This is a genomic window from Kitasatospora sp. NPDC091207 (assembly GCF_044768625.1).
In the GTDB taxonomy this organism is placed as follows: Bacteria; Actinomycetota; Actinomycetes; order Streptomycetales; family Streptomycetaceae; genus Kitasatospora.
This window is the reverse complement of the sequence record NZ_JBIVVS010000003.1, coordinates 1-21,478: the sequence shown is the minus strand read 5'-3', so window position 1 is coordinate 21,478 and position 21,478 is coordinate 1. Positions and strand designations below refer to the sequence as shown.

Below are 21,478 nucleotides of genomic sequence, written 5' to 3'. Positions count from 1 at the left end.
GGCCGCCGACCAGCCGGGCCGGGGCGGCGCCCCGGCCCGTACTCACGCCTCAGCCCGCTCCGGGTCACGCGGCGGTCGGAGCCCGCCGGGCATCTCGGGCAGCAGGAACGAGTACCGACCGAGCATGTTCACGTGTCGGCGCTCGGCGTCAACCGGACATCATCCCGGGGCGCGCAATCGATGACCGGGAAGATCGTCCAGGACGAGGCGGAGCTCCTTGAGCAGCTCCCGGCGCAACGCGGCCAGCTGGTCTTCTCCGTTCTCGACGAGACCGCCGGGCAGCGAGTGCTGTACCCCGCCAGGGCAAAAAGCCCAGTACCTGCTGGAGCTCGCCGAGCACGACCAGGCCGAGGGCGAACGGCGTGTCCGCGAGGCCGAGGCCGCATTCGAAGACGCCACGGCAGCCCTGGCCCAGGCCGAAGCCGCGCTGACCGACGCCCAAGAGCGGCAGGCCGAGGCGAAGAATGCGGTCGGCCCGGCGCCGGGCACAGTCCACCGCGAAGACCGCGCGGTCCCAGCGTGCGGCCGCCGAGCAGCTCAAGACCTGAGTGGCGCCCGGTCGTCCGGCAGCCGCTACCGGGTTCTGCCCGGTGAGAGTGCGGCGGGCCGGACGGTGCCGTGGTCGGCTGTCCGGCGGCGCCGTCAGTCTGGGAAGCGGCGGTTCAGCGGCGGCCAGTCTTCAGCTGGCGACGTCCACCCTGAGGCTGTAGGAGTCCTCCCAGTCGCGGCTCTCGTCGGTGGTGTTGGAGCTGAGGGAGATCTTCAGCCGGAATTTATTGCCGTCGGCATCGACGCCGTCGTAGAAGCTCTCGCTCCGGGAAGGGAAGCGGTCGATGGTCCGCGACCAGGCAGCCAGCAGGATCGTGACCGTGTCATCGGTGGCGCCCGGTTCGGCATTCGAAAGGGCCTTGTCGATGGCAGCGGCCAGCTTGCTGGGGGAACCGGGAAGGCTGCTGAGGACCTTGGAGGTGCCCGGCTGGCACACGGCGATCGCCTTGTTTCCCTCGTATGACGAAACGTATGTGGTCGGCGCACTCGTTCCGAGCTTCAACGCCTTCCCTGTCTTACTGTCCGTCAGCTTGACCTTGAAGCTCCGCACCGAGGCGGTGAATCCGTCAGTTACGCCACGGTAGGCCAGGTCAGGTCCTGACATTGTCGCCGTGTACACAGGGATCCCCATTTCATCGCGCTCGACAGGTACGAGAGTCCGGTTGAGAGCCCAGCAGGCGCTCCGTGCCGCCGGACGGGCATCAACTTACCAAGATCGAAAACAGTCGGAGCGGAACTGGGATTTCCATCCGAGACCGCCCACTGCAGTGCTATAGACGCGCCCGGCCGGCCGTCCGAATGGGGTGCAGCCGGGCACCACCACCCGGTCCTCCTGGCCCTCCAGCTCCACCTGGCCCTCACACACGGGCGGCCTGCGGCCGCTGGGGGTGCCTGCCTGGCGGCCGGACCGGTGGGTAGCCGGGGCGGGGCCTGGCGGCCCAGCAGCGGGCCGGTGACCGGCGCGGTGGCGGGGTCCGGGCGCCTGCGGCACCGGGGCGGTGGCGAGCGAGCCGGTGGCGGTGGCCTGCGGCCCCCGGGGCGGGATGGCGCCTGACGGAGCGGCAACACCGGTACGACGGACCCGGCCTGACGGCCCGGGAGCAGCCCGGCATCTGCACCGGGTGGCGGCGGACCGCCGCGAGGCCGTGTCCCAGCCCGGGAGCCACACCGGCCACCACGACCACGGCGCGGCCGGACCCGGCGGCGCCCGGCAGGGGCACGCCGCGAGCGGCGGCGTGCCCCTGGCGTGGCCGGGGCGAGGCGGTGCGGTTCCGGCGGCCACGGCATCGGTGGCGACAGCTGAGGCCGCCTTCAGTGCGCTGCGCGGGTCTGAACGCGGGAAGGCCGGGGGACGCTGTGGGCGCCTCGCGCCGTGTGGGCCGGCCCGTGCCGGAGCGGGGAGGCGGTGCCCGGGGTCAGGCGTTGTCGGGGTTGTTGTACGCCAGCAGGTTGCTCGTGCCGGCGGGGATGTCCTTCAGGAGGTCCGTGGTGGCCAGGACGGTGATGGCGGATCCGACGTTGGCGGTGGTGATGTCGGGGGAGGAGGAGATCAGGCAGGCGGCCAGTCCCGCGACGTGTGCGGCGGCCTGTGCGGTGCCGGAGCGGGTCTCGCGCTCCGTGTTGGTCGGGCCGATCCCGGTGGAGAGGATGTTCAGCCCGGGGGCGAAGACGTCGATGGTGGGGCCCCAGTTGGAGAAGTGGGCGCGATCGTCCGCGAGGGTGCTGGCACCGACGGTGAACGCGCCGGGCACGCCGGCGGGCGAGCAGTTGACGGCGTCCTGGTTGTCGTCGCCTGCCGCGACGACGACGAACACACCCTGGGCCACCGCCCTGTCGACGGCCGCGTCCAGGTCGACGTTCTTCTCGGTCTCCTTGGGAGCCAGCAGCGCGATTGAGGGGCGATCGGAGCCCCGGGCGTGCGCCGTGACCCAGTCCAGACCCGCGATCACGTCCTTCACGTCCGCGCCACCGCTGTTCCACGCCACCTTGACGGCCACGATGTACGCCTTCTTCGCCACGCCGTACGTGAGACCCGCAACGATGCCGGCCAGATGCGTGCCCAGCCCGTTGCCGTCTTCGTCCACATCCTGGGGGATGGTCTTCCCCCACGCGGCCCGCCCCTCGAAGTCCGAGTGATGGACGTTGACACCGGTGCTCAGGACGTAGACGTCAACACCGGCACCCGCGGCGGCATCGTCGTAGGTGTACTGGCTGAAGGTCTTGAAGCTCAGCTTGTCCCGGCTGTCGAGCCGCGCCAGACCCCACGTTGCGCCCTTCTGGGTCGTCACAGCCATGTCTTGATCCTCCGTCAGTTGGCATCATCGGTGCGCGCAACCGCGCCCCCGTGATCTTGCCAACCGCCCCGAGCGCCGTTTCCGGATCACAGGCGCCTAAACCGCTCGGATGAGTGGACTCAACGCCGCCGGACCCTTCCAGTGGCTACTCGGCGTAACCGAATCGGCGGCCATCTGACTTCCCGCCAGGTGGCCGCCTCTGGGGAACCCATGATCTTGAACAGGGAACCGCACGCGAACCTCGGGCACGACACCCACCACGACAGCACCTCCCCGGGCCCGGGGACCGGGCCCGGGCGGTGGCCTGGCGGGCCGCCGTCTGGGTTCGACGGGAGCCTTGTCGCGGCGGGCCCGGCGGGTGGTGTGCCGGTCAGCGGCCGGAGTGGTCGATGGCGTTGCCATTGGTGCAGTTGTTGACGTGGTCGGACCCGTAGTGGCCGAGCACGGGTACGACCGCGACCTCCACGAAGCAGACTGCCGCGGCGGTGAAGTTCCAGTTGTTCACGGCGTTCACCCCGTCGCCGAAGTTGCTGTCGTTGTCCGCGTGGGCCGGCGTGCCCAGGGCCAGCAGGGACAGGGAGAGCGCACCAAGCGCGATGATCTTCTTCATGCACGGCGCAACGAGCCACCCGGCACTTGGTCACCGAACAGGGCCCGGACGGAGCAGGCCAGGCAGCCCGGGAACGCAGCCGCGCCCAATGGAACTCCGGCAGCTGTCCCTGCTGCGCCGGTACGCCGACGCCCCGCCGGCGGCAAGGAGCAGCGGGCGGGGCGTCAAGGTACGGGACAGCTCAGACCGGGCGGACGTTCTCCGCCTGCGGGCCCTTCTGGCCCTGCACGACGTCGAACTCGACCTTCTGACCCTCCTGAAGCTCCCGGAAGCCCTGCGCAGCGATGTTCGAGTAGTGGGCGAAGACGTCAGCGCCGCCACCGTCCTGCTCGATGAAACCGAAGCCCTTCTCGGCGTTGAACCACTTCACGACACCCGTAGCCATACTGCTCTCCTCAACGCGCGCAGCCGCCGACGCCCGCACCGCGCGACCGCCATGTCCGCACCGCCCGACTGCGGCCCCGGGGGCCGAAACGCCCCGCGACCACGATCACGGCCGGGCGACGGCTCACAACCACGACTGCTCCTGCCAACCACGCTAGCGCCCCGAGAGCCCCGCAGGCAGCGGACACGAGGGCCTGCCGCACAGCTACGAGGATCACCCACCGGACACGCACCAGCCGAGCGGCGGCCCGCCAACCCGACGCCGGGCACGGAGAGCGGGCGGGGCCCGTCACCGGACGGCGGCCGGGACGGGGCCGGGCCCGCTGCCACACCCGCTCCCCCACAGAATCCCCGCACAAATCCAAGACCCGACAAGGCGGCCTCAACCCGCGGAAATACCAGCCGAATAGGAAACGGAATCCGGAACGGAAACCAGCAGCATTTCCGACGGGCCGCCAATTCGAGAAACCGCCCCGGAGAGCACCCCAGCCCCGGGCCGACCGCCGAACCCCGGCAGACCCGGCGGACCCGGCGGACGACCACCCAAAGTCACCGAAACCGGAACGCCCCGCAGCACCCCGGACAGCCGGACCAGACCCGGGACACCGGTCAGGATTGGTCTACCGAAAGGCGAAACCAGCGCCCGGAATACCGTCAGGTCACAGCACGGAACCCGGGGCCCCCGGGCCGCCCGCAGTTCCGTCACACCCGGCGCCTGACGCAACCACCCAGCCCGGGGACAGTGCCCACCTCGCGGCGGCGGGGATCTGAGACTAGGGGCCAACCGGCGGAACTTCCGACGGATCGTCAACGAACCGGCGATTCCCGGCCCGCCCGCGAAGCGGCGTGTGCTCATGCTCGGGACACACCCCCTTCGCCGCCGGAGCCGCCATGTCCTCGCCCACCAGCCCCGCCCGCGCCCACTGGGGCCCGCCGCGGATCGTCGCCGCGGCACTCGCCGCAGCGCTCTTCGTCCTCGCCGGCGTCGCCGCCGCCGGGATCGACGAGCCGGTGCACGAGGTGATGCAGCACGGCCACCGCCTGGCCGTCGTGCTGGCCTGCTCGGTGGTCGGGCTCGCCCTGGTGGCCTGGCTGCTGCTGCGCCCCCGCCCCGACAGACCGTCCACCCTGGGCTGGTTCAGCGTGAGCGTCAGCGTGCTCTGCCTGCTCGCCACCGTGCTCGTCTGGGCCGCGGTCGCCGCCGACGACACCCTCACCGGCACCCCCGGCACCATGGTCACCACCCAGGCCGCCGCCACCTCCTACCTGCGCGACGACGGACACGACGGCATGCAGCAGATCCCCACCGGCGTGGCGATCCAGACCGCCCAGTTCACCGACGCCAACAACATCCGCCTCACCGGCTACCTCTGGCAACGCCTGCCCGCCGACGCCGACACCAAGACCGCCAACCTCGACCTCCCCGCCGCCGTCGACGGCGGCGCCACCGAACAGGTCTACCTCCACACCAACAGCGACAACACCCGGACCGTCGGCTGGAAACTGCGCACCACCCTGCGCGAACAGTTCGACTACAGCCACTACCCCCTCGACCGGCAGGTCATCTGGTCGACGATGTGGCCCAAGACCCCCGGCACCGTCCTCGTCCCGGACTTCGCCGCCTACCCGCCCTGGGAACCCGAAACGGGCCTCGGCCTCTACACCGGCATGGTCACCGGCGAATGGAACACCCACTTCAGCGCCTTCTCCATGGGCGAGTCCACCACCCGCTCCACCCTCGGCCGCACCGACACCACCACCGACGCCACCATCCCCACCCTGCACTTCTCCGCCGGCGTCACCCGCGAGTTCCTCAGCCCGCTGCTCGACCGGCTCGTCCCGCTGATCGTCATCACCCTGCTGGTCTTCGCCTCGCTCTTCGTCGTCACCACCGACAACGACCGCCGCTCCCTGGCAGGCTTCTCCACCTGGACCGTCATCGGCTTCTGCGGCGCCATGATGCTCGTCGTCGCCGTCCAGCACAGCTCCCTGCGCTCCACCACCGGCTCCACCGGCGTCGTGTACGCCGAGTACTTCTACTTCATCCTCTACCTGGTGATCGCCCTGGTCGCCTTCAACGTGGTCGAGTACACCTCCACCCGCCGCTTCGCCTTCCTCGACTGGAACGGCAACATGGCCGCCCGACTGCTTTACTGGCCCGTCGTCACCACGCTGCTCCTCGGCACCACCGTCGCCGTCTTCCTGCTCTGACCCAACGCACGGCGGCTCACCGGCCGGCCGGTGGCCAGCCCTGTGGGGCCAGGCCACCGGACCAGGGGCCTCAGTTGGCCAGGCTGACCAACCCGGCGGTCCGGTTGGGCTTCAAGCCGGGCCCTAATCCGTAGTGAAGGCGGCTTCAGAGCACCTCGGTTGGGTGAGTTCTGGGCTGCCTGTGGGTGACGGACACCTAGGGACAACCTGGCCCGGGATGCCTTCACAGAGAACGGTGCCGTCACGGTGGTGATGGTGGGTTTCATGGTCGCGTGGGCGGCGGGCTGACACCTATGCACATCCTGACCTGTGAGGTCTCAGGTGAGAGCGGTGCGGTCCGGTGTCTTCGGGCCGCCGCGAAGCCCGCCGGTGATCGTGTTGTCGTGGTGCGAGCCCGTTCCAGGGCTGACCCCTTCTTGAATCCGCGAGCCGTCGAGCTCTGGAACAGATCGGGCCCCTGGGGCGCGCTGGTGTCATGAACGTCTGCTTCCTCCCCCGCCACCGCATGGAAGGTGTCGACGCCCAGATGGTCGCCGCCCAGTTCGAAGAAGTATTCAACGCCCTCGGCGAGTAGAAGCTCCGCCACCGTGCGCACCCGGTCCCGGCCCCACCAGGCGGGGACCGGCTTCGTGCCAGCGCCGGACGAGCCGGCGGCCAGGAACAGCACCGGCGCGACCCCCGCTGGGGGCCGGCCTCGCCCACCGAACGGTACGTCGGGGGCGAGGCGGTGGTACGGCGCAGTGTCAGTGGACCTCGGCCCGGAGCCCCTGCTGGAAGTAGTAGAAGAACGGGGTCTTGCCGTCCTCGCCGGTCTTCATAAGGACGGTCATGGCTTCGGGGTCCGTACTTGCGCCGGTGAAGAACCGGTAGCTGTCGAAGTCGGCCAGCACCGTCTTGACCCACTCCTGGGCCTGCTGGTCCCAGGAGGCCCGCTGGTCCGCGGGCAGGCTCGCCGCCACCCTCTTCAAGTAGGCCTTGATGTGCTTGAGGTAGCTCTTCTTGTCGTACGTCGTCTCGACCAGGCCGTGCGCGTCGACGACGTTGAGCACCGTCACGGTGTCCGACTCGGCCTCGTCGGTGTCCTCCTCCTGGTCCACGCCACCGAAGTCCGCGGTACCGATGGCGGAGCGGGTGACGTGCTTGCCCTCGACCACGTAGCAGACGCCGTCCTCCTTGATCGGGAACGAGTCGGACAGCAGCTCGTCACTGTTGAAAACGTCCGTGTACATCTTCATGGGGATCTCCATTTCCTTGGGGGAAGCTGACGATCCACCCTATCCACTGTGCAACCAGATGATTACTTACTGTTATCATCCTGGGCTGGGTCGAGGCTGGCCAACTGCCCTGTCCCGTCTGGCCCGACAAGGCCGTCCCGTTGGCCAACTACGGAGTCCAGGCACAATCCACCGCTATGTTGTCCCGCAGGTTGTCCCGCACCGTGTGCTGCGCGAGCGCATATTGTCCCCGTTGCGCAGCATGTTGTCCCGCACTGCGCACGCGCAATGAGCGCTCCATCGCTCGCCGCGTGCAGCGCTCGCGGCGCTGCACGGTGCAGCAACGACCGTTCATTCGGTTCGGGTGCTGCTGCAACCGCCGTCGCAGCTTGTCCCGCTTGGGGGCGGCGGGTGGTGCCGCAGTTCCTGCCCGCCGGTCGCACCGCCTGCCGCTGCACGCGCTGCACCGGCGGCCGTGCTGCACCGAGCGGCGCAGCGGACAGAGTGCAGCGTCGACTTCGACCTGGGCTCGGCAACGAGAACGAGGCCGCTCCGCGCACAGCTGGCCCAAGGCGGCTCCGACCGGACCCGCCATCAGCTGACGCCGCATCCCTCCGGTGCGCATTCGGGCAACGGAGTGACCGCCGTACGTGTTCGAATGGCTACGTGCAGTGAAATAGGGGGCCAACCCCCTGGCCGGCCTGTTCACCTCCGAGCCCGCCAAGCCGTCGACCGTGACGCTGTACAGCGGCGCCGACTACACCGGGGAGAGCTGCACCCTGCCGGTGGACGAGCGCACGTACTCGCTGGCCGCGACCGGCCTGCCCAAGATCGCCTCCCTGAAGATCAACTGGGTCAAGAGCCCGATGCAGACCGGCGCGCCCTTCCTGCGGCTCTACACCAAGCGCCCCACATCCCTCCAGGGGGACTACGACGACGGCACCATGGCCACCTTCACGAAGGACACCACCGACACCGGGACGTGGGCCGACGCGACCCACCTGAAGGCCATGTTCGCCACCGACTATGTGGGCGGCATGACCGACAGCTTGGGGATAGTTCTTCAGCGGCGAGGCGCCTTGGCCGACCCACTCGATGACGGCGCACCTCGTCCCCTTGGCCTCGTCGGCCGGGATCTCGACGCGGTAGTAGACGATCGCGAAATCGTCGTCGGGAAGCCCGGCGAGGAAATCGTCGTGACTGGTCCCGATGTCCTTGGTGGTCAGCTTGCTGCCGTCCTTCCCGAAGCGGGCCCAACTGCTGTCGGACCCCGTGGCCCTGATCTCCTCGCATGCCTCTTGGACGTCGGGGGTAATGTCCACGATGGTGTTCCTTGTCACTGACTGGCTTTCAGATGCTCTGCACTGCCTACCAGCAGTCGATCACCGAGCCGGCGCCACGCACGGACCCCCGGGTGGACGCCACCCGGACGGGTGACAAGACGCCCTCGCGCCGCTTCCGGCCGAACGTTGCCAGGCACCGGGTCAGGACGATAACGAACCAACCCGCGTTCCCGCGGCCGGGCCCGAGACCCCATGGCCGTTCGGGTGGTCACCGTTGTGGCCGCCCGGCGCCGGGCGGCCACAACGGTGCGGGCGGTGGTCAGGCTTTGGGAACGTCCTGGCCGGCTGCCTTGGCGGCCCGTTCCGCCACGTCGGAGCCCGCGCCCCTGACCTTGCCTGCGGCTTCGGCGGCCCGCGCAGCGAGGGCCTCGCTCTTCGAAGTGTCCTGCGTGCTCAAGGTGTTCTCGTCGGGCTCGGCGGCGGAGTTCTTGATCTTGTCCTGGATGCCCATGGCGGGATGCTCCTGATGGCTGGTGTCGGGGTGGGTCGGGGCGGTTGCTGCCCGGAGCCGGAGGTGGTCATGCGGTGGGTCGCCCAGACAGCGCAGCGCCTGCCGCCTCACCGGTTTCGGCGCGGCTGCAGGCCGCCGCGCTTGGACTCGAAGGCGGTCAGGCGGGCGACGACGGTGTCCGACTTCTCGGAGTCGACCAGGTCGACGGGGCGGTGGAGCTTGTGTCCGGGCAGCGACGGTTGCGTCCGGTCTCGCCGGCTGGAGGGCAGAAGCTCTTGAGGGTCTCGTCGTCGAAGACCTCGAAGATTCCGATCACCTGGCCGGGCCGGAGGTGATCGCACACCTTCGGCGGCAGGGGAGAGCCGGCGCGCGGACGCGCCGGCTCTCCCGCCGGGTGGTGAGGCTGGTGTGGGACTGGCTACGGAAGGGTGTCGTAGATCGGGCGCTCCCGCTCCGCCCCCAGCACCATCCCCATCCCCGTGTTGTCCAGGCGACCCACAAGGTCGGTGGCGAACATGGCCTTCAGGTGGGTCGCGTCGGCCCACGTCCCGGTGTCGGTGGTGTCCTTCGTGAAGGTGGCCATGGTGCCGTCGTCGTAGTCCCCCTGGAGGGATGTGGGGCGCTTGGTGTAGAGCCGCAGGAAGGGCGCGCCGGTCTGCATCGGGCTCTTGACCCAGTTGATCTTCAGGGAGGCGATCTTGGGCAGGCCGGTCGCGGCCAGCGAGTACGTGCGCTCGTCCACCGGCAGGGTGCAGCTCTCCCCGGTGTAGTCGGCGCCGCTGTACAGCGTCACGGTCGACGGCTTGGCGGGCTCGGAGGTGAACAGGCCGGCCAGGGGGTTGGTCATGAGGGGTTCCGTTCTCTAGAACTGACCCCTCTATTTCACTACATGTAGCGATTCGAACACGTGCAGTGTCGCTGCTGGTTGAGCGCGCACGGGTGCGCGGCGCCGGTTGATGGCGGCAGTGAGAGCAACCTGGACGGCCAGCTGTGCGCCTGGGGCATGATCATCCGTTCGAGTGAACCGGTGCGTGTCGTCGGCTTTCTCTCCCTCCGGACCTGACCTCACCGCAGCCCCCACCGGGGGCCGGTTCCCAGCACGCCCCACAACGCCGTCGCCGTCATCGCGGATGAGGGTCGACAGGCTGTGCGGAGCTGGCGATCACCCCGTCCGCCGGACCAACGAGGCACCGCACCGCAGCAGATACGGCACGACCGCACCGGCGAGCCGGACGACGGTGCGGTCAGGACGAGTACAGCGACGCCCCGCCGGCCGCAAGGGTGCAGCGGGCGGGGCTACGAGGTAAGTGGACGGCTCAGACCGGGCGGATATTCTCCGCCTGCAGGCCCTTCTCGCCCTGCGCGATGTCGAACTCGACCCTCGCGCCCTCCTGCAGCTCGCGGAAGCCCTGGGCGGCGATGTTCGAGTAGTGCGCGAAGACGTCGCCGCCGCCGCCGTCCTGCTCAATGAAACCGAAGCCCTTCTCGGCGTTGAACCACTTCACGACACCCGTAGCCATACTGCTCTCCTCAACGTGCGCAGTCGCCGACACCCGCACCACGCGACCGCCACGCCCGCGCCGCCCGCACCGCCCGCAGCCGCGGCCACCGAAGCGGCCCCGTGACTGCGATCGCGGGCGAGCGGCGGCTCGCAACCACGACTGCTCCTGGCAACCACGCTAGCGCCCCTGAGCACTCCGCAGGCAGCGGACACGAGGACCTGCCGCAACGCCACGAGGAGGACATGCCGGACACGCACCAGCGCAGCGGCACCACAGCGAGGCGGCCGTCTGCCCCTGGTCCGTCACAACGCATTGCGGACGGACGAGGCCGGTTGGCTGCCATCGGTGAACCCGGCAAACCGACCGTCCGGTGCCTCACGCCGGAACAGGCCCGCGGCGGTCTCCGTGACGTTGGCGACGCAGCGCTGTCACCATCGCCCACGGCGCCCGGGCGATGCTCACCCCCTCACGCCGTCCTGCACTGCCACCGGCTGCTGCTGACGCCCCCGGCGCCACCGGGCGGGCGAGCACGTAAGGACGTGGAGTCAACAGACGCGTCCCAGTCGGTGTCACCCATCGCATCGTTGTACGCCGTGGCGGGCCGCCGGCCACCGGCCCCTTGGCGCTTGTCCCGGCCGTCCCCGTCGGGAACAGCCGGGACACTACGCGGGCGTTCTAGCGGCCGCTGTGGTCGATGACGTTGCCGTTGGAGCAGTTGTTGGCATGGTCGCCGACCCAGTCGCCCAGGACCGGGACGACCGCCACCTCCTGCAGGCAGACCGCAGCAGCGGTGAAGTTCCAGAGGTTGGCGGCGTTGACGCCACCACCGAAGTTGGAGTCGTTGTGGGCGTGGGCGGGCACGGACACGGCGGCGGCTGCGAGTGCCATGACCGCCACAGAGATGATCTTCTTCATGCCGACCGCAACGATGCCAGTGCGAAAAGGACACGTCGACGTCCGCCCAACGGATGACCGTCAACCGGATCCTTCCCCCGCTCAACCAAGTCGTCTACCGCCGATGCCCCGTCACCCTGCTGGCCCGGCATCAGCACGCCTACCAAGTGCCGTGCTGCCGGTCACCGCCGCCACCCGGTGTCGGCGCTGCTCGGTTTCGTTCGCGATGTGCTTCTTGCAATTGCGCCGCGTCCATCAGCTCACCGAGGTTGTCCGGGTCGGTGGGCTTGACCCGGGCGAGCCAGCCATCTCTGTGCGGGCACTCCCTGAGATCCGTGTTGGACGACGGGCGAGACCACGGACACGGTGAAAATGGGTACGCCGGGCAGGGGCCCCGCGCCTCCAGGTTCTCTGCAAGGGTCTTCAGCTCCGTGGCGGTTCCGATCGCCTGGACCGGTACTGATCGACGTTCTCCCGCTCGAAGTCCGGCCCTGAGCACCAGCAGACGGCGCCGTGCCCCGCCGTGCGCGTTCAGCCAACAGTGAACACTGTACGTGTTCGAATAACTGCATGTAGTGAAATGGAGAGGTCAGCCCCAGAGAACGGAACCCCCCATGACCAACCCCCTGGCCGAACCATCCGTAATCACCACCCGTGCGCACCCAGGAGTGCCGGCGCATGTCGCTCTCGTTCTCGACGGCAACCGGCGCTGGGCCGCCCAGCGTGGTCTCAGCGTGGACGAAGGGCACCACTTCGGCATCGCCAAGATCCCCGAGGTCCTGCAGTGGTGCGAGGAGGAAGGGGTCGCCATGGTGACGCAGTGGGTCCTGTCCGTCAGGAATCTGCAACGCAGCCCCCAGGAACTCGCCGGTCTCTACCAGTCGTTCACCAGCCTCTGTGAGCGTCTCGCCGAGGCGCAGCGCTGGCGGGTCCGGGTGATCGGAGCCCTGGAGTTGCTGCCCGCACCGGTGGCGCAGGCGTTCGAGGACGTGCAGCGGCGCACCGACCACCTGGAGGGGTTGGAGGCCAACATCGCCGTCGCCTACGACGGCCGGCGGGAGATCGTCAGCGCGGCCAGGTCGCTGGCGCACAAGTACCGCGACCGGTGGCCCGAGGAGCCGGCCGAGGACCTGGCCTGGTGGGAGGGGGAGTTCGCGTCCCATCTGGGCACGGCAGGGCTGGCGGACCCGGACCTGGTGATCCGCACCTCGGGCGAGCAGCGGCTGTCGGGGTATCTGCCCTGGCAGACGACGCAGTCGGAGCTGTACTTCTGCGAGCGGCTGTGGCCCGACTTCTCCCGGGACGACCTGCGTGAGGCGCTCCACAGCTACGCCTCGCGGCAGCGACGGCTGGGGCTGTAGGAGCGACGATGCAGCAGAAGAAGCACTCGCCCGCCACCCCGTCCGACGGCTCCGTCCTCGCGGGGACGCCCGAACACCCGCACCTGCCCGGCGGGCAGCCCGCTCGCCCTGCGGTGGGCGGGCGTCTGGACCGCCAGGCGGTGGCCCGGACCGTCACGGACGTGCTCCAGCCGCGCAACGTCCTGCTCGTCGGCATGCCGGGCATCGGGCTGGCCGCCGCCGGTGACTGGAGTGGCATTCCCTGGGGGCTGCTCGGCGCCCTGTGTGCCGGGATCATTCCCGCGGGCTACATCGAGTGGGAACGCAAACGCGGTACCTGGGGAGATCGCAACATCGTGGACCGCACCAAGCGGCCCCCGATCTTCCTGGTCATCCTGGCCTCCATCGGCCTGGGCTCGGTCATCATGGTCCTCGGTCACGCCCCCACCGGGATCCTGCTCGCGATGCTCGCGCTGTGGGCGATGACCGTCGTCCTGCTGGCCGTGAACCACTTCTGGAAGATCAGCGTCGACAGCGCGGTCGCCTCCGCGATCCCCGCGATGCTCGCCGTGGTCCACTCCCCGTGGTGGCTCCTGGCTTACGGACTGACCCTCGCCGTGTGCTGGTCCCGCGTCGCTCTGACCTATCACACCGTCGCCCAGACCGCGGCCGGCGCCTGCGTCGGCGCCAGCACCGCAGCCGCATTCCTCCTGGCTTAGGACCGGCCCGCAACCCTCATGGCCACGATCGCGACCAGCCCGAACAGCGCGGCCCCCAGAGGCTACGGCCAGGCCACTGGGGGAACAGCGGCCCCGGGGAACATCGAACCGCGGCCGCAACCGAGAACAGTCCTGATGGTTCGACCACTGCTCCGGTGTCCCTTCTCCATGATTCCTTGCCGACAGGCGTGTCGTGGCGTGGGCCGATGCATCCGCGTGACCACCGGCACCGACGGCGTGGCGGCGAACCGGCCGTTCTACTTCCTCGTCCCGTAGCACCCGGCGTTGAGTGGTCCCGTCCGCAAACCCGGACGGGACCACCGCACACGTCCACGCTGTTCCCTCCGGATCACTGCGCCCGAACAAGGGCACCGGCGCCTGCCTGCGATCGCCTCCACCGCACACCCTGCGTTCACTCCTTCAGGGCTACTGCGGGCGGCTTCTGCACGACACGTTTGCGTGGAGCGCCAGGGTTCGGACCAGCTCAGAGGGAGCGGACGCCTTCCGCCTGCGGGCCCTTCTGCCCCTGCGTGACCTCGAACTCCACCCGCTGGTTCTCCTCCAGGACCTTGGCCCCGGTGTTGCTCTGGATGGCATCGACGTGCACGAACACGTCCGCGCCACCCTCATCGGGGCTGATGAAGCCGAAGCCCTTGTCGGTGTTGAACCATTTCACGGTGCCTTGCGCCATCGGTGTCGGCCCTTCACTCGCCTCCGCGGGGCGATCAGGCACGCCCCGGCCGGGGCCCCTCGGGGGCCTGGCAGCAGGAGTCTTTCCTCCCGCAGCAGCGGTGACGGCGCTCCCGCGCGGATCTCACTCACAAGGATGAACCCCCGGGCGCACCGTCAGAAGCCCGTCTGCCCTCGCGATCACCTCGCGGACGGCCGAGATCGCCTGCCTGAGCCCGGTACGAAACCAGGGCTTCCCGGCTCACCGTCGGGCCTGCCGTCGCCGCTGCCCGGCGTCCTCTTCGCGCTTCCGTGCGTACCACCGCTGCCGCTGCGGGCCGGACGCGTCGAGGAGGCGGCGCGCTCCCGAAAGTCCGGGTGTGCGCTCCTCCAGGAGAGTGAACGCGGTGCATGGGTGAGGGTCGCCCGTGGCCGAATTGGATCAAGAAGCGCTTTTGCGCGCCGTCGCACACAGATGGGATCCGCCCATGAGGGTCAGCACCACGCTGCCCGACCGCACCGCCGTCGTCACGATCCCGGCCGAGGGCCATGCCCGGCGGGTGGCCGCCCTGCGGGAGACGATCCACCGGATCATCGACACGGTGATCGACGCCGGGAAGTTCCACCACGGGCCGCAGACCGAGCGGCTCGAAGACGCCCTGTCGCACGCCTGGGGCGGCCATGCGGTGGCCACGACGTCGTGCACGCAGGCGCTGGTACTGGCGCTCGAAGCGGCCGGGACGCGGCCCGGGGACGAGGTCATCGTGCCGGCCGCCACGTTCGCCGCCACCGCCTTCGCGGTAGCCAGCGTCGGGGCCGTGCCGGTGATCGTCGACGTCACCGAGCCCACCCTCACCCTGTGCCCCAAAGCCATGGAAGCCGCGGTCACCGAGCGGACCCGGGCGGTGATCCCGGTCCACCTGCACGGGCACATGGCCGACATGCCTACGATCAACCAGGTCGCCAGCCGGCACGGCCTGACCGTCATCGAGGACTGCGCCCAGGCCCCCGGCGCCAGCCTGAACGGCCGGGCCGTCGGCACCTGGGGGGACTACGGCTGCTTCTCGTTCTGGGTGGGCAAGAACATGGGCGGCCTCGACGACGCCGGCGCGATCCTCACCACCACCGCCGACCGCGCCGCGCGGCTGCGCCGGCTGACCGACATGGGCCGCGACCGCACCGACCGCCACCTGCACCACGTCCCCGGCCACCGGGCCAGACTGGGAGAGGTCAACGCCGGGATCCTCACCACGCAACTGGGCCTGCTGCCGTCATGGACCGAGCGCCGCAACACCATCGCCCGCCGGTACACCGCCGCCTTCGCCGACCTGCCCCTCGAAACACCGATGGTCCAGGACGGGCACGTGCACGCCTTCTACAAGTACGCGCTCGGCTGCGAAGACATCGCCGCCCTCACCGACCACCTCGCGAACGCGGGAATCGAGGCCGAACGCGTCTACCCATACCTCCTGCCCGACCTGACGGCCTTCCAGGGCATCACCCACCGGACCCACGTCACCGAGCAGTCGCACGCGGCCACCCGCAGGCTGTGCCTCCCTGCCTACCCGGAACTCACCGACGCCGAGGTCGACCACGTCATCGGCACTGTGACCGCCTTCTACAGCGGTAGCTGAACCGGACCTGCAGGCCAGTGGCGGTACGAAGCCCGGCGCGCGGGGTCTGTCTGAATCCTCGGGTCTCGGACGGTCCCGCCCCCGCCGCATGCCGGCCTCAAACGGGTGGGACTCACTGCTCGGCGGCGTCCCTGTCCCGCAGGAGCCGCAGGCCGCCGGGCAGATCGGCAGGTCGGGCAGGTGATAGGAGAAGCAGCGGCCGAGCATGCTGACTTGGTGGCGCACGAACGGGGACAGCCGGCCACGTCTTGGTCACGGACCTCGAACCCGTCGGTGCGCAGTCGCTCGACGGCTGAGTCCATGTAGCAGGTGCTGAAGAGCACCAGGGAGACTGCCGGAGGCCCACGCCCTGACAACGGCCGGAGGAGGTCCGCTTGTCCGGCTGCTCTACGACGCTCCTCCCATTCATCACGGTCTGGGCCGCAGCGAAAAACGTAGCCTGCCTGGAGTGACCGGACTGCGTAGTCGTGACAGCCATGAGGCCATGCGCTACGTGAACCCACGTCCGCCACGTCCCACGCGGCCGCCCGTTGGAGCACCCGCCCGAGTGGGCGGCAGCCGCCAGCACGATCGCGCCCGTTCCTGGGTGACACTGCGCCAAGGCTCCGGCAAGTGTCTTCGTGCTCCCGCTATCTGGGGGCCCACGCGTCGGGCGGCACCATTCACCCTGCCGGGCCCTAAGATCCGGTCCATCGGGGCTTCAGCCGCCTGCGCTGCCCAATTTGATCCGCAGCCTTGTTTCGTTCGTAGCTGACAATTGGGAAGAAACTTCCCACTTCTTCGACATCAGCTATTAACACCAATGACAGCTTGAATATCCGACCGACAACAGAACGGGTACGCCGCGCCGCCGAGCCTCCTCGAAGGCCTCCGCCCCCCAAGGCCACCAGTCGACCGGATTCTCGGCGTGCTGAAGCAGATAAGGCGAGGTCACACCAGCCAACCGGTTCATACGCCCCAGCCTCTCACAGCGCCCCGCCCTCAACGGCGGAACCTGCGTGCGTCCACCCGCTTGACCGATGTGCGCTCATCCGCCGTTGCCTGGCATGAGGCGGGATTCCCAGGCCCAGGCAACCGCATGGGTGTGCACCACGATGCCGGAGACATGGTAAGCGGCGACATCATGCAACTCCCGTGCCAGGGCCAGGCGTTCGTCTAACCGCACAGTCTCGGCGGCAGTCCGGCGGCGATGCTCCAGGAAGCACAGGACGATCCCCGCGCCGAGGCCGGCCGACCAGCCCTGGACGCCCAGGTGGAAGTGAGTGACGGCCCAGTTGTCCTCGCTTCCAGCCGCGTCCACCGGGACACCAATGCCACGGCAGAGTGACGTGAAGACGCAGGATCGCGTCGTGCCACTGGTCGGCGACTCCAGGGCCGGAAAGCCACGTTGCGCCTTCGCGGCTGTACAAGCCTGGACTCGCCGACCGTCACTCGGTATCGATGTCGGCCTCCCCGACCTCTTTGTCGGCCGACTCGATGCCCAGGCTCCCAATGAACTGCTTCTCCCGCGCGGCCAACTCCTGCTGGCGCGCGAGGATGAAGTCGGTGTAGTCGTCGGCCTTGAGGTGCTCGATGGACGCGAGACTGACTCCGTGTGAGTCCAGAATGTCGGTCCTTTCCTCCTCCGCGAGCCTGATGAGGGCCTGCCGGATCGACACACCTGGCGGCGTCGTCATGACGATCCGGTTCGCGGGACTGGACGCCCCCGGGACCCCGCTCTGGGTGATGATGTGTCGATAGGTCTCGCTGGGTGCCGTCGCCAGCTGCTCCAGCACGTTGGCTGTGCTGCCATCGAGGTTCTTCCGCTCCGGGAACGTCTGCAGATCCCAGAGGAGGTAGGCACGCACCCGCGCGCTGCGCAGGTCGAAGCGGTCGGGAAAGGCACGGGCCCGCTCACCCGAGTAGCTGAGCCCGCTCGCTCCACGGGCGAATGCCTTCATCTGGCGGATGAAGTTCCGAACCTGGGTAGTGGTAGACCCGGCGAAGGTACCCGCCAGCGACGTGATCCAGAACCAGTTCCGGAGTATGACTCGCTGCTCTGCTTCCGCCTTGTCGGAAAAATGGAAGAAGACGGCGAGCAACATGATCTGGATGTTGTAGGGAACCAGGCGGGCCAGCGGGACCCGGGCCTCGTCCCGCAGGAACGCGACCACCTCCTGCAGGATCCGGTCAGTGTCTTCCACCGCGGTCATGAGCTGGCCCTGGACCTTGCGGGCCATCGTCTCCCAGGAGGTGTCCCGCTGCACATCCTCCTCGCCGGACAGTGCAAGGACGGTCTGGAAGATCGTCATGATCGGGATCTCGCCGAAGCCCGAAGTGGCGACCCGCCCCTTGATCTCCTCCATCTTGTCGCTGAGCGTCTCAGGCCCGATGGTTCCGTAAGTCAGAGCGGAGACCATCTGGTCGGGACGCATCTTCTGGCCGCTGCTGTTGATCCTGGAGAAGACCTCGATAGCCTGCTGGAGAGTGCCACCCTCCATACGCACCACAGAAACCTTGTAGTTCTTCACCCGCTTCGCGATGCGCTCGCTCTCCTTGGTGAGGCGGTCGGCCTCCTCCCGGGAGGCAGAGGCATCAGACAGTTTCCGTGCGTATTCGAGGAAGTCCAGGGTGCCCAGAACGGACCTCATAGGCAGGAAGTTGCCGGGCACCGCATCACCGCTCTTCCAGTGACGGTAGCGCACGCCGTCGTGGTCCGACCGGACGAGCGGCCGGTAGACCCACCACATCCAGTCCTCCTGCTGCGTGGACTGCGGGGCGTCGGCCAAGCGATGGAGGACCCCGAAGAGCGTCGAGAGCCGCTGATGGCCGTCCAGCACATAGGCGACCTTCGCTCCCTCCGCTGCCGACGGGATGCTGCGCCCGCCAATGGTGTCAAGGCTTTCGAGCGGCATGGTGGTCTCCCAGATAAGCAGGCTTCCCATCGGATAGCCGCGCTCCATGCTGTCGAAGAGCTGCAGCATCTGGTCGGGTCGCCATAGGAATGGGCGCTGGAACTTCGGCACCCGCAGCTCACCGCGTGAAATCCGCTCCAACACCTCCTCCAGGAAGTGGACCTCCGGCACCACCGAAATATCCTTTACCACCTCGACGTCTCCCATGCTCAGATCACGCTCCGAATCGTTTCGAACATCGATCGCAATTCCTGATTCACGCCGGGACCCAGGCTGTCCAGATCCCGTTCCGATATGCCGCCGCGCATCACCGCTTGCAGGAACAGGCCCGGCAGGTCCGTTCCAAACCCTTCCTGAAGTGTGATGAGATCCTGCTCCGCCACTCCGTCATACAGATCACCGTGGCGCGATGGGACAGAGTAGGTCGTCCCCGCGCGCCCTGAGTGCCGCCCCTTCTGACCAGCACTCTTCTGCGGCTTCCCCTTAAATCCGTGCTTCATGTCGAAGTGGGCGCGCTGCTCAGGCGAGAAGGTCTTAAGGGACTCCAGCCGCTTGGCCATGGAAGGCATTTCGACAGTTTTCTTCGGCTGCTGGGCCAGGACCCGGTTGGGAATGTAGTTCTCCATTTCCCGGAAGCTGAGGACGTGCGAACTCACGCCTTCGCGGGCCGCGGCATCGGCCTTCTCGTGATTGCCGGTCCGATCCTCGGGGTGGAAGCTGTCGCTGTCGATGACAAGGACCACACGCTTGGTCCTGGAGAACTTCGCAGCCTGGTCGACGGCGTGCCGGGCCGCACCGTCCATGCCGCCTCCGTTGTACACGCCGAGGCGACTGCCCTCCTTGGCGTCGATGACGTCCTCGCAGCCCAGCAGGCGTGCGAGCGCCTCGATCATCTGCCAGTCGTAGATCGCGTTCTCCACGACCAACATGGCCGGCCGCTCCAAGTCACGGATGTCGCCCGCCAGCGTCTCGCCAGCCACCCTGACCACGCCCGTGGTCCCACCGTGCGGTGCCCAGACCTGCGCCATGCTCGCCTTCTGTGCGAGCAGCAGGTAGATCTGTGCCAGGGTCGGGACGTGACGCTGCAAGAACGTCTGGACGACGTCCACATCATGCGGGGAGATCACCCACTCGTGCCGCGCCTCCCTGAAGAACGCGATCAGCCTCAGTATGAGCTCTGCATTCTCGTCACCCTGGCGGTCCCTCAGCAGGTCGACCGGAATCTCAACGCGCATCATCGATCCGATTCGCCTGGGCATCCGCAAGGGCGCGCACCTCCTCGAAGTCCTCCGCGAAAACTCCCCTCGGCCAGTAGTCGAGATTACCGAGGGTATCTACTTCGATCTTTCGCAGGGCAGCGGATCCCTCGGCCTGCTCAACGAAGTAGATCTTCACGTCTTCCGGCCTCAGCTTCCGCTCCGCAACCCGCCGGCGCAGCCTTAGAAGGAAGTTCTCGCTGTGCGTCTCCACGAGGAAGCGCACCTGCGACTCCTGCACGGCGTCGACATAGAGATCGGCGATCGCAGCGTGCGCCGACGGATGGAGGTGGAGCTCGGGCTCCTCCACGATTTCGATCACGGGTTTTGCGGGCGACTCCACCCGGTCCACGGCCCGCTGGATCACTATCGGCAGGAACTGGACCACACCGGTGCCCACGTCATCGATGTGGACGACGAGATCGGTGTCGCGCAGGGACCGCAGCTTGGGAATGTACATCCCAGAGCCGACGTCGGTGACTTCAAGGCGCCACCCGGGCAGAATTCCTGCCAGCAGGACATTGACCTCGCGGACAATTAGACCGCGCCCGTACATCTCATCCGCAGCGAGCATGCCCAGCGCTCTCTCCCCCCGGTAGCCGACGCTTCCCAGAGCTCTGGCCGGGGTCCGGAAGAACCGCTCCGGACTCTCCCTAAACGGACCCAAGTACCGGATCTCGTCAAGCTCTTCTCGAATCATCCTGGTGACTCCGCGGACACCGCCGACGGAGTCCGACCAGTCAGCCGGATCGGGCAGCAGCCCACGGAATCCAACTTTTTGCTCCCGGCCGTCGACAAGATAGGCGCGCTTCTCGGAAGAATAGGCGTCAGGACCAGGAACCCAGGAGAGGTTCGCGACCTCCGACCCGCAGGAGATCTCCAACGAGGAAACCAGATGCATTCCCTGGTTGGCGATGTTCTGGACTTCAGCGGTGACACTGACGACCTTGCCGTCCTCGATGCCGAACGATGCTCCAATATGAATGCGCCCATGGGGTGACGAGCCGTGGATCAGATCAGCAAACGAAGGAGTGAAACCCTGGACCAGATCCAAGTCCAGAGGGTACGGGGAATCGCCGCGGATACCGGTGGACAGGAGCGGGAGGGCTCGCACGACCGCACTCTTGCCGGAATTATTCCGGCCCAGCACCACGGTGATCTTTCCGAGCTCCACCTCCTGCCTCTCTCTGAAGCAGCGATAGTTCTCCAGCGAGAACCGTTCCAACGACACTTGGGCCCCCACTCGGTGAAACCATGTCTGGCGAGGCCGTGCCGGCCTCAGTGAACACCGCTCCAGCGGCGCCACAGCGTAGCTGGAGCAATACTCTCAGATGGCGGAAGCTCAGTGCCTGAGTTTCGCTCTTCCTGCTCCAGCGATACCCGACGATTGCGTCTGAGTCCCACGCTATCCAGCGATTGGCCTCGATCTTGCATGACGGTTCGTCAGCTTGGCTGGCGGGCCGTTTTTGCTTGTCCGGGTGGGTGCTTCTGTGGGCGAGCATGGCGAGGGCCCG

General features: G+C 68.2%; 20 protein-coding genes and 1 pseudogene. 4 read left to right on the top strand and 17 right to left on the bottom strand.

Annotated features, from left to right (window positions below; genetic code table 11):
* Window positions 1-159: 159 nt before the first annotated feature.
* The 5 genes from ACIQTO_RS07755 to ACIQTO_RS07735 all read right to left on the bottom strand — a co-directional run bounded on the left by ACIQTO_RS07755 (window position 160) and on the right by ACIQTO_RS07735 (window position 3,838).
* Entirely contained in the window at window positions 160-399 is a 240-nt protein-coding gene (locus tag ACIQTO_RS07755) for an NUDIX domain-containing protein (protein ID WP_402384336.1), read from the bottom strand.
* Between the two features lie 280 nt (window positions 400-679).
* Window positions 680-1,153 carry a hypothetical protein gene (locus ACIQTO_RS07750; protein ID WP_402384334.1) on the bottom strand — a complete coding sequence of 158 codons (474 nt, stop codon included), beginning with the start codon at window positions 1,151-1,153 and terminating at the stop codon, window positions 680-682.
* 811 nt (window positions 1,154-1,964) lie between these two features.
* A complete protein-coding gene (locus tag ACIQTO_RS07745) occupies window positions 1,965-2,843 on the bottom strand; it encodes a S8 family peptidase (RefSeq protein ID WP_402384332.1) in 879 nt (292 codons plus the stop codon).
* Window positions 2,844-3,213: 370 nt separating this feature from the next.
* Complete coding sequence (locus ACIQTO_RS07740) at window positions 3,214-3,453, bottom strand: hypothetical protein (RefSeq protein ID WP_402384329.1); 240 nt, start codon at window positions 3,451-3,453, stop codon at window positions 3,214-3,216.
* 181 nt (window positions 3,454-3,634) lie between these two features.
* The gene (locus tag ACIQTO_RS07735) at window positions 3,635-3,838 is read right to left on the bottom strand and encodes a cold-shock protein (protein ID WP_402384327.1); all 204 of its coding nucleotides are present in this window, start codon (window positions 3,836-3,838) and stop codon (window positions 3,635-3,637) included.
* A gap of 890 nt (window positions 3,839-4,728) precedes the next feature.
* Here ACIQTO_RS07735 and ACIQTO_RS07730 point away from each other — a divergent pair.
* On the top strand, window positions 4,729-6,048 hold the full coding sequence (locus tag ACIQTO_RS07730; RefSeq protein WP_402384324.1) for a hypothetical protein: 1,320 nt from the start codon (window positions 4,729-4,731) through the stop codon (window positions 6,046-6,048).
* 743 nt (window positions 6,049-6,791) lie between these two features.
* Here the strand turns inward: ACIQTO_RS07730 and ACIQTO_RS07725 are convergent.
* The 6 genes from ACIQTO_RS07725 to ACIQTO_RS07700 form a co-directional block, all read right to left on the bottom strand.
* Complete coding sequence (locus ACIQTO_RS07725) at window positions 6,792-7,283, bottom strand: translationally-controlled tumor protein (RefSeq protein ID WP_402384321.1); 492 nt, start codon at window positions 7,281-7,283, stop codon at window positions 6,792-6,794.
* A 641-nt stretch (window positions 7,284-7,924) separates the two neighbouring features.
* On the bottom strand, window positions 7,925-8,584 hold the full coding sequence (locus ACIQTO_RS07720) for a hypothetical protein (protein ID WP_402384320.1): 660 nt from the start codon (window positions 8,582-8,584) through the stop codon (window positions 7,925-7,927).
* 280 nt (window positions 8,585-8,864) lie between these two features.
* On the bottom strand, window positions 8,865-9,056 hold the full coding sequence (locus ACIQTO_RS07715) for a hypothetical protein (protein WP_402384317.1): 192 nt from the start codon (window positions 9,054-9,056) through the stop codon (window positions 8,865-8,867).
* Window positions 9,057-9,474: 418 nt separating this feature from the next.
* Window positions 9,475-9,903 (bottom strand): hypothetical protein, encoded by a 429-nt coding sequence (locus ACIQTO_RS07710; RefSeq protein ID WP_402384315.1) that lies wholly within the window; start codon window positions 9,901-9,903, stop codon window positions 9,475-9,477.
* A gap of 469 nt (window positions 9,904-10,372) precedes the next feature.
* Complete coding sequence (locus ACIQTO_RS07705) at window positions 10,373-10,576, bottom strand: cold-shock protein (RefSeq protein ID WP_402384312.1); 204 nt, start codon at window positions 10,574-10,576, stop codon at window positions 10,373-10,375.
* A gap of 657 nt (window positions 10,577-11,233) precedes the next feature.
* Window positions 11,234-11,473 (bottom strand): hypothetical protein, encoded by a 240-nt coding sequence (locus ACIQTO_RS07700; RefSeq protein WP_402384309.1) that lies wholly within the window; start codon window positions 11,471-11,473, stop codon window positions 11,234-11,236.
* A 593-nt stretch (window positions 11,474-12,066) separates the two neighbouring features.
* Here ACIQTO_RS07700 and uppS point away from each other — a divergent pair.
* Together uppS and ACIQTO_RS07690 are read left to right on the top strand one after the other, a co-directional pair.
* The gene (gene uppS / locus ACIQTO_RS07695; protein WP_402384307.1) at window positions 12,067-12,813 is read left to right on the top strand and encodes a polyprenyl diphosphate synthase; all 747 of its coding nucleotides are present in this window, start codon (window positions 12,067-12,069) and stop codon (window positions 12,811-12,813) included.
* Between the two features lie 8 nt (window positions 12,814-12,821).
* Complete coding sequence (locus ACIQTO_RS07690) at window positions 12,822-13,511, top strand: hypothetical protein (RefSeq protein ID WP_402384304.1); 690 nt, start codon at window positions 12,822-12,824, stop codon at window positions 13,509-13,511.
* Window positions 13,512-13,995: 484 nt separating this feature from the next.
* Here the strand turns inward: ACIQTO_RS07690 and ACIQTO_RS07685 are convergent, their stop codons facing one another.
* Window positions 13,996-14,202 carry a cold-shock protein gene (locus ACIQTO_RS07685; RefSeq protein WP_402384301.1) on the bottom strand — a complete coding sequence of 69 codons (207 nt, stop codon included), beginning with the start codon at window positions 14,200-14,202 and terminating at the stop codon, window positions 13,996-13,998.
* A 466-nt stretch (window positions 14,203-14,668) separates the two neighbouring features.
* Between ACIQTO_RS07685 and ACIQTO_RS07680 the strand changes: the two genes are divergently transcribed.
* Window positions 14,669-15,814, top strand: a complete 1,146-nt coding sequence (locus ACIQTO_RS07680) for a DegT/DnrJ/EryC1/StrS family aminotransferase (protein WP_402384298.1) — start codon at window positions 14,669-14,671, stop codon at window positions 15,812-15,814.
* 796 nt (window positions 15,815-16,610) lie between these two features.
* Here the strand turns inward: ACIQTO_RS07680 and ACIQTO_RS07675 are convergent.
* From ACIQTO_RS07675 to ACIQTO_RS07655, 5 genes and pseudogenes are all read right to left on the bottom strand, one after another.
* Window positions 16,611-16,766: pseudogene (locus ACIQTO_RS07675) on the bottom strand (DUF255 domain-containing protein); the annotation flags it as partial.
* 75 nt (window positions 16,767-16,841) lie between these two features.
* Window positions 16,842-17,114 carry a hypothetical protein gene (locus ACIQTO_RS07670; protein WP_402384295.1) on the bottom strand — a complete coding sequence of 91 codons (273 nt, stop codon included), beginning with the start codon at window positions 17,112-17,114 and terminating at the stop codon, window positions 16,842-16,844.
* Between the two features lie 127 nt (window positions 17,115-17,241).
* A complete protein-coding gene (locus ACIQTO_RS07665; protein WP_402384292.1) occupies window positions 17,242-18,915 on the bottom strand; it encodes a DUF262 domain-containing protein in 1,674 nt (557 codons plus the stop codon).
* Window positions 18,916-18,917: 2 nt separating this feature from the next.
* Entirely contained in the window at window positions 18,918-19,946 is a 1,029-nt protein-coding gene (locus tag ACIQTO_RS07660) for a hypothetical protein (RefSeq protein WP_402384289.1), read from the bottom strand.
* Window positions 19,933-21,195, bottom strand: a complete 1,263-nt coding sequence (locus ACIQTO_RS07655) for a DUF3696 domain-containing protein (RefSeq protein ID WP_402384287.1) — start codon at window positions 21,193-21,195, stop codon at window positions 19,933-19,935. The genes ACIQTO_RS07660 and ACIQTO_RS07655 overlap by 14 nt, the downstream gene beginning before the upstream one ends.
* Between the last annotated feature and the right edge of the window lie 283 nt (window positions 21,196-21,478).

Excerpts from the sequence above, each read along its gene's own strand:
- ACIQTO_RS07750 (WP_402384334.1), bottom strand. The coding sequence starts at position 1,153 with ATGTCAGGACCTGACCTGGCCTACCGTGGCGTAACTGACGGATTCACC.
- ACIQTO_RS07745 (WP_402384332.1), bottom strand. The coding sequence starts at position 2,843 with ATGGCTGTGACGACCCAGAAGGGCGCAACGTGGGGTCTGGCGCGGCTC.
- ACIQTO_RS07740 (WP_402384329.1), bottom strand. The coding sequence starts at position 3,453 with ATGAAGAAGATCATCGCGCTTGGTGCGCTCTCCCTGTCCCTGCTGGCC.
- ACIQTO_RS07735 (WP_402384327.1), bottom strand. The coding sequence starts at position 3,838 with ATGGCTACGGGTGTCGTGAAGTGGTTCAACGCCGAGAAGGGCTTCGGT.
- ACIQTO_RS07730 (WP_402384324.1), top strand. The coding sequence starts at position 4,729 with ATGTCCTCGCCCACCAGCCCCGCCCGCGCCCACTGGGGCCCGCCGCGG.
- ACIQTO_RS07725 (WP_402384321.1), bottom strand. The coding sequence starts at position 7,283 with ATGAAGATGTACACGGACGTTTTCAACAGTGACGAGCTGCTGTCCGAC.
- ACIQTO_RS07715 (WP_402384317.1), bottom strand. The coding sequence starts at position 9,056 with ATGGGCATCCAGGACAAGATCAAGAACTCCGCCGCCGAGCCCGACGAG.
- ACIQTO_RS07710 (WP_402384315.1), bottom strand. The coding sequence starts at position 9,903 with ATGACCAACCCCCTGGCCGGCCTGTTCACCTCCGAGCCCGCCAAGCCG.
- ACIQTO_RS07705 (WP_402384312.1), bottom strand. The coding sequence starts at position 10,576 with ATGGCTACGGGTGTCGTGAAGTGGTTCAACGCCGAGAAGGGCTTCGGT.
- ACIQTO_RS07700 (WP_402384309.1), bottom strand. The coding sequence starts at position 11,473 with ATGAAGAAGATCATCTCTGTGGCGGTCATGGCACTCGCAGCCGCCGCC.
- uppS (WP_402384307.1), top strand. The coding sequence starts at position 12,067 with ATGACCAACCCCCTGGCCGAACCATCCGTAATCACCACCCGTGCGCAC.
- ACIQTO_RS07690 (WP_402384304.1), top strand. The coding sequence starts at position 12,822 with ATGCAGCAGAAGAAGCACTCGCCCGCCACCCCGTCCGACGGCTCCGTC.
- ACIQTO_RS07685 (WP_402384301.1), bottom strand. The coding sequence starts at position 14,202 with ATGGCGCAAGGCACCGTGAAATGGTTCAACACCGACAAGGGCTTCGGC.
- ACIQTO_RS07680 (WP_402384298.1), top strand. The coding sequence starts at position 14,669 with ATGAGGGTCAGCACCACGCTGCCCGACCGCACCGCCGTCGTCACGATC.
- ACIQTO_RS07665 (WP_402384292.1), bottom strand. The coding sequence starts at position 18,915 with ATGGGAGACGTCGAGGTGGTAAAGGATATTTCGGTGGTGCCGGAGGTC.
- ACIQTO_RS07660 (WP_402384289.1), bottom strand. The coding sequence starts at position 19,946 with ATGATGCGCGTTGAGATTCCGGTCGACCTGCTGAGGGACCGCCAGGGT.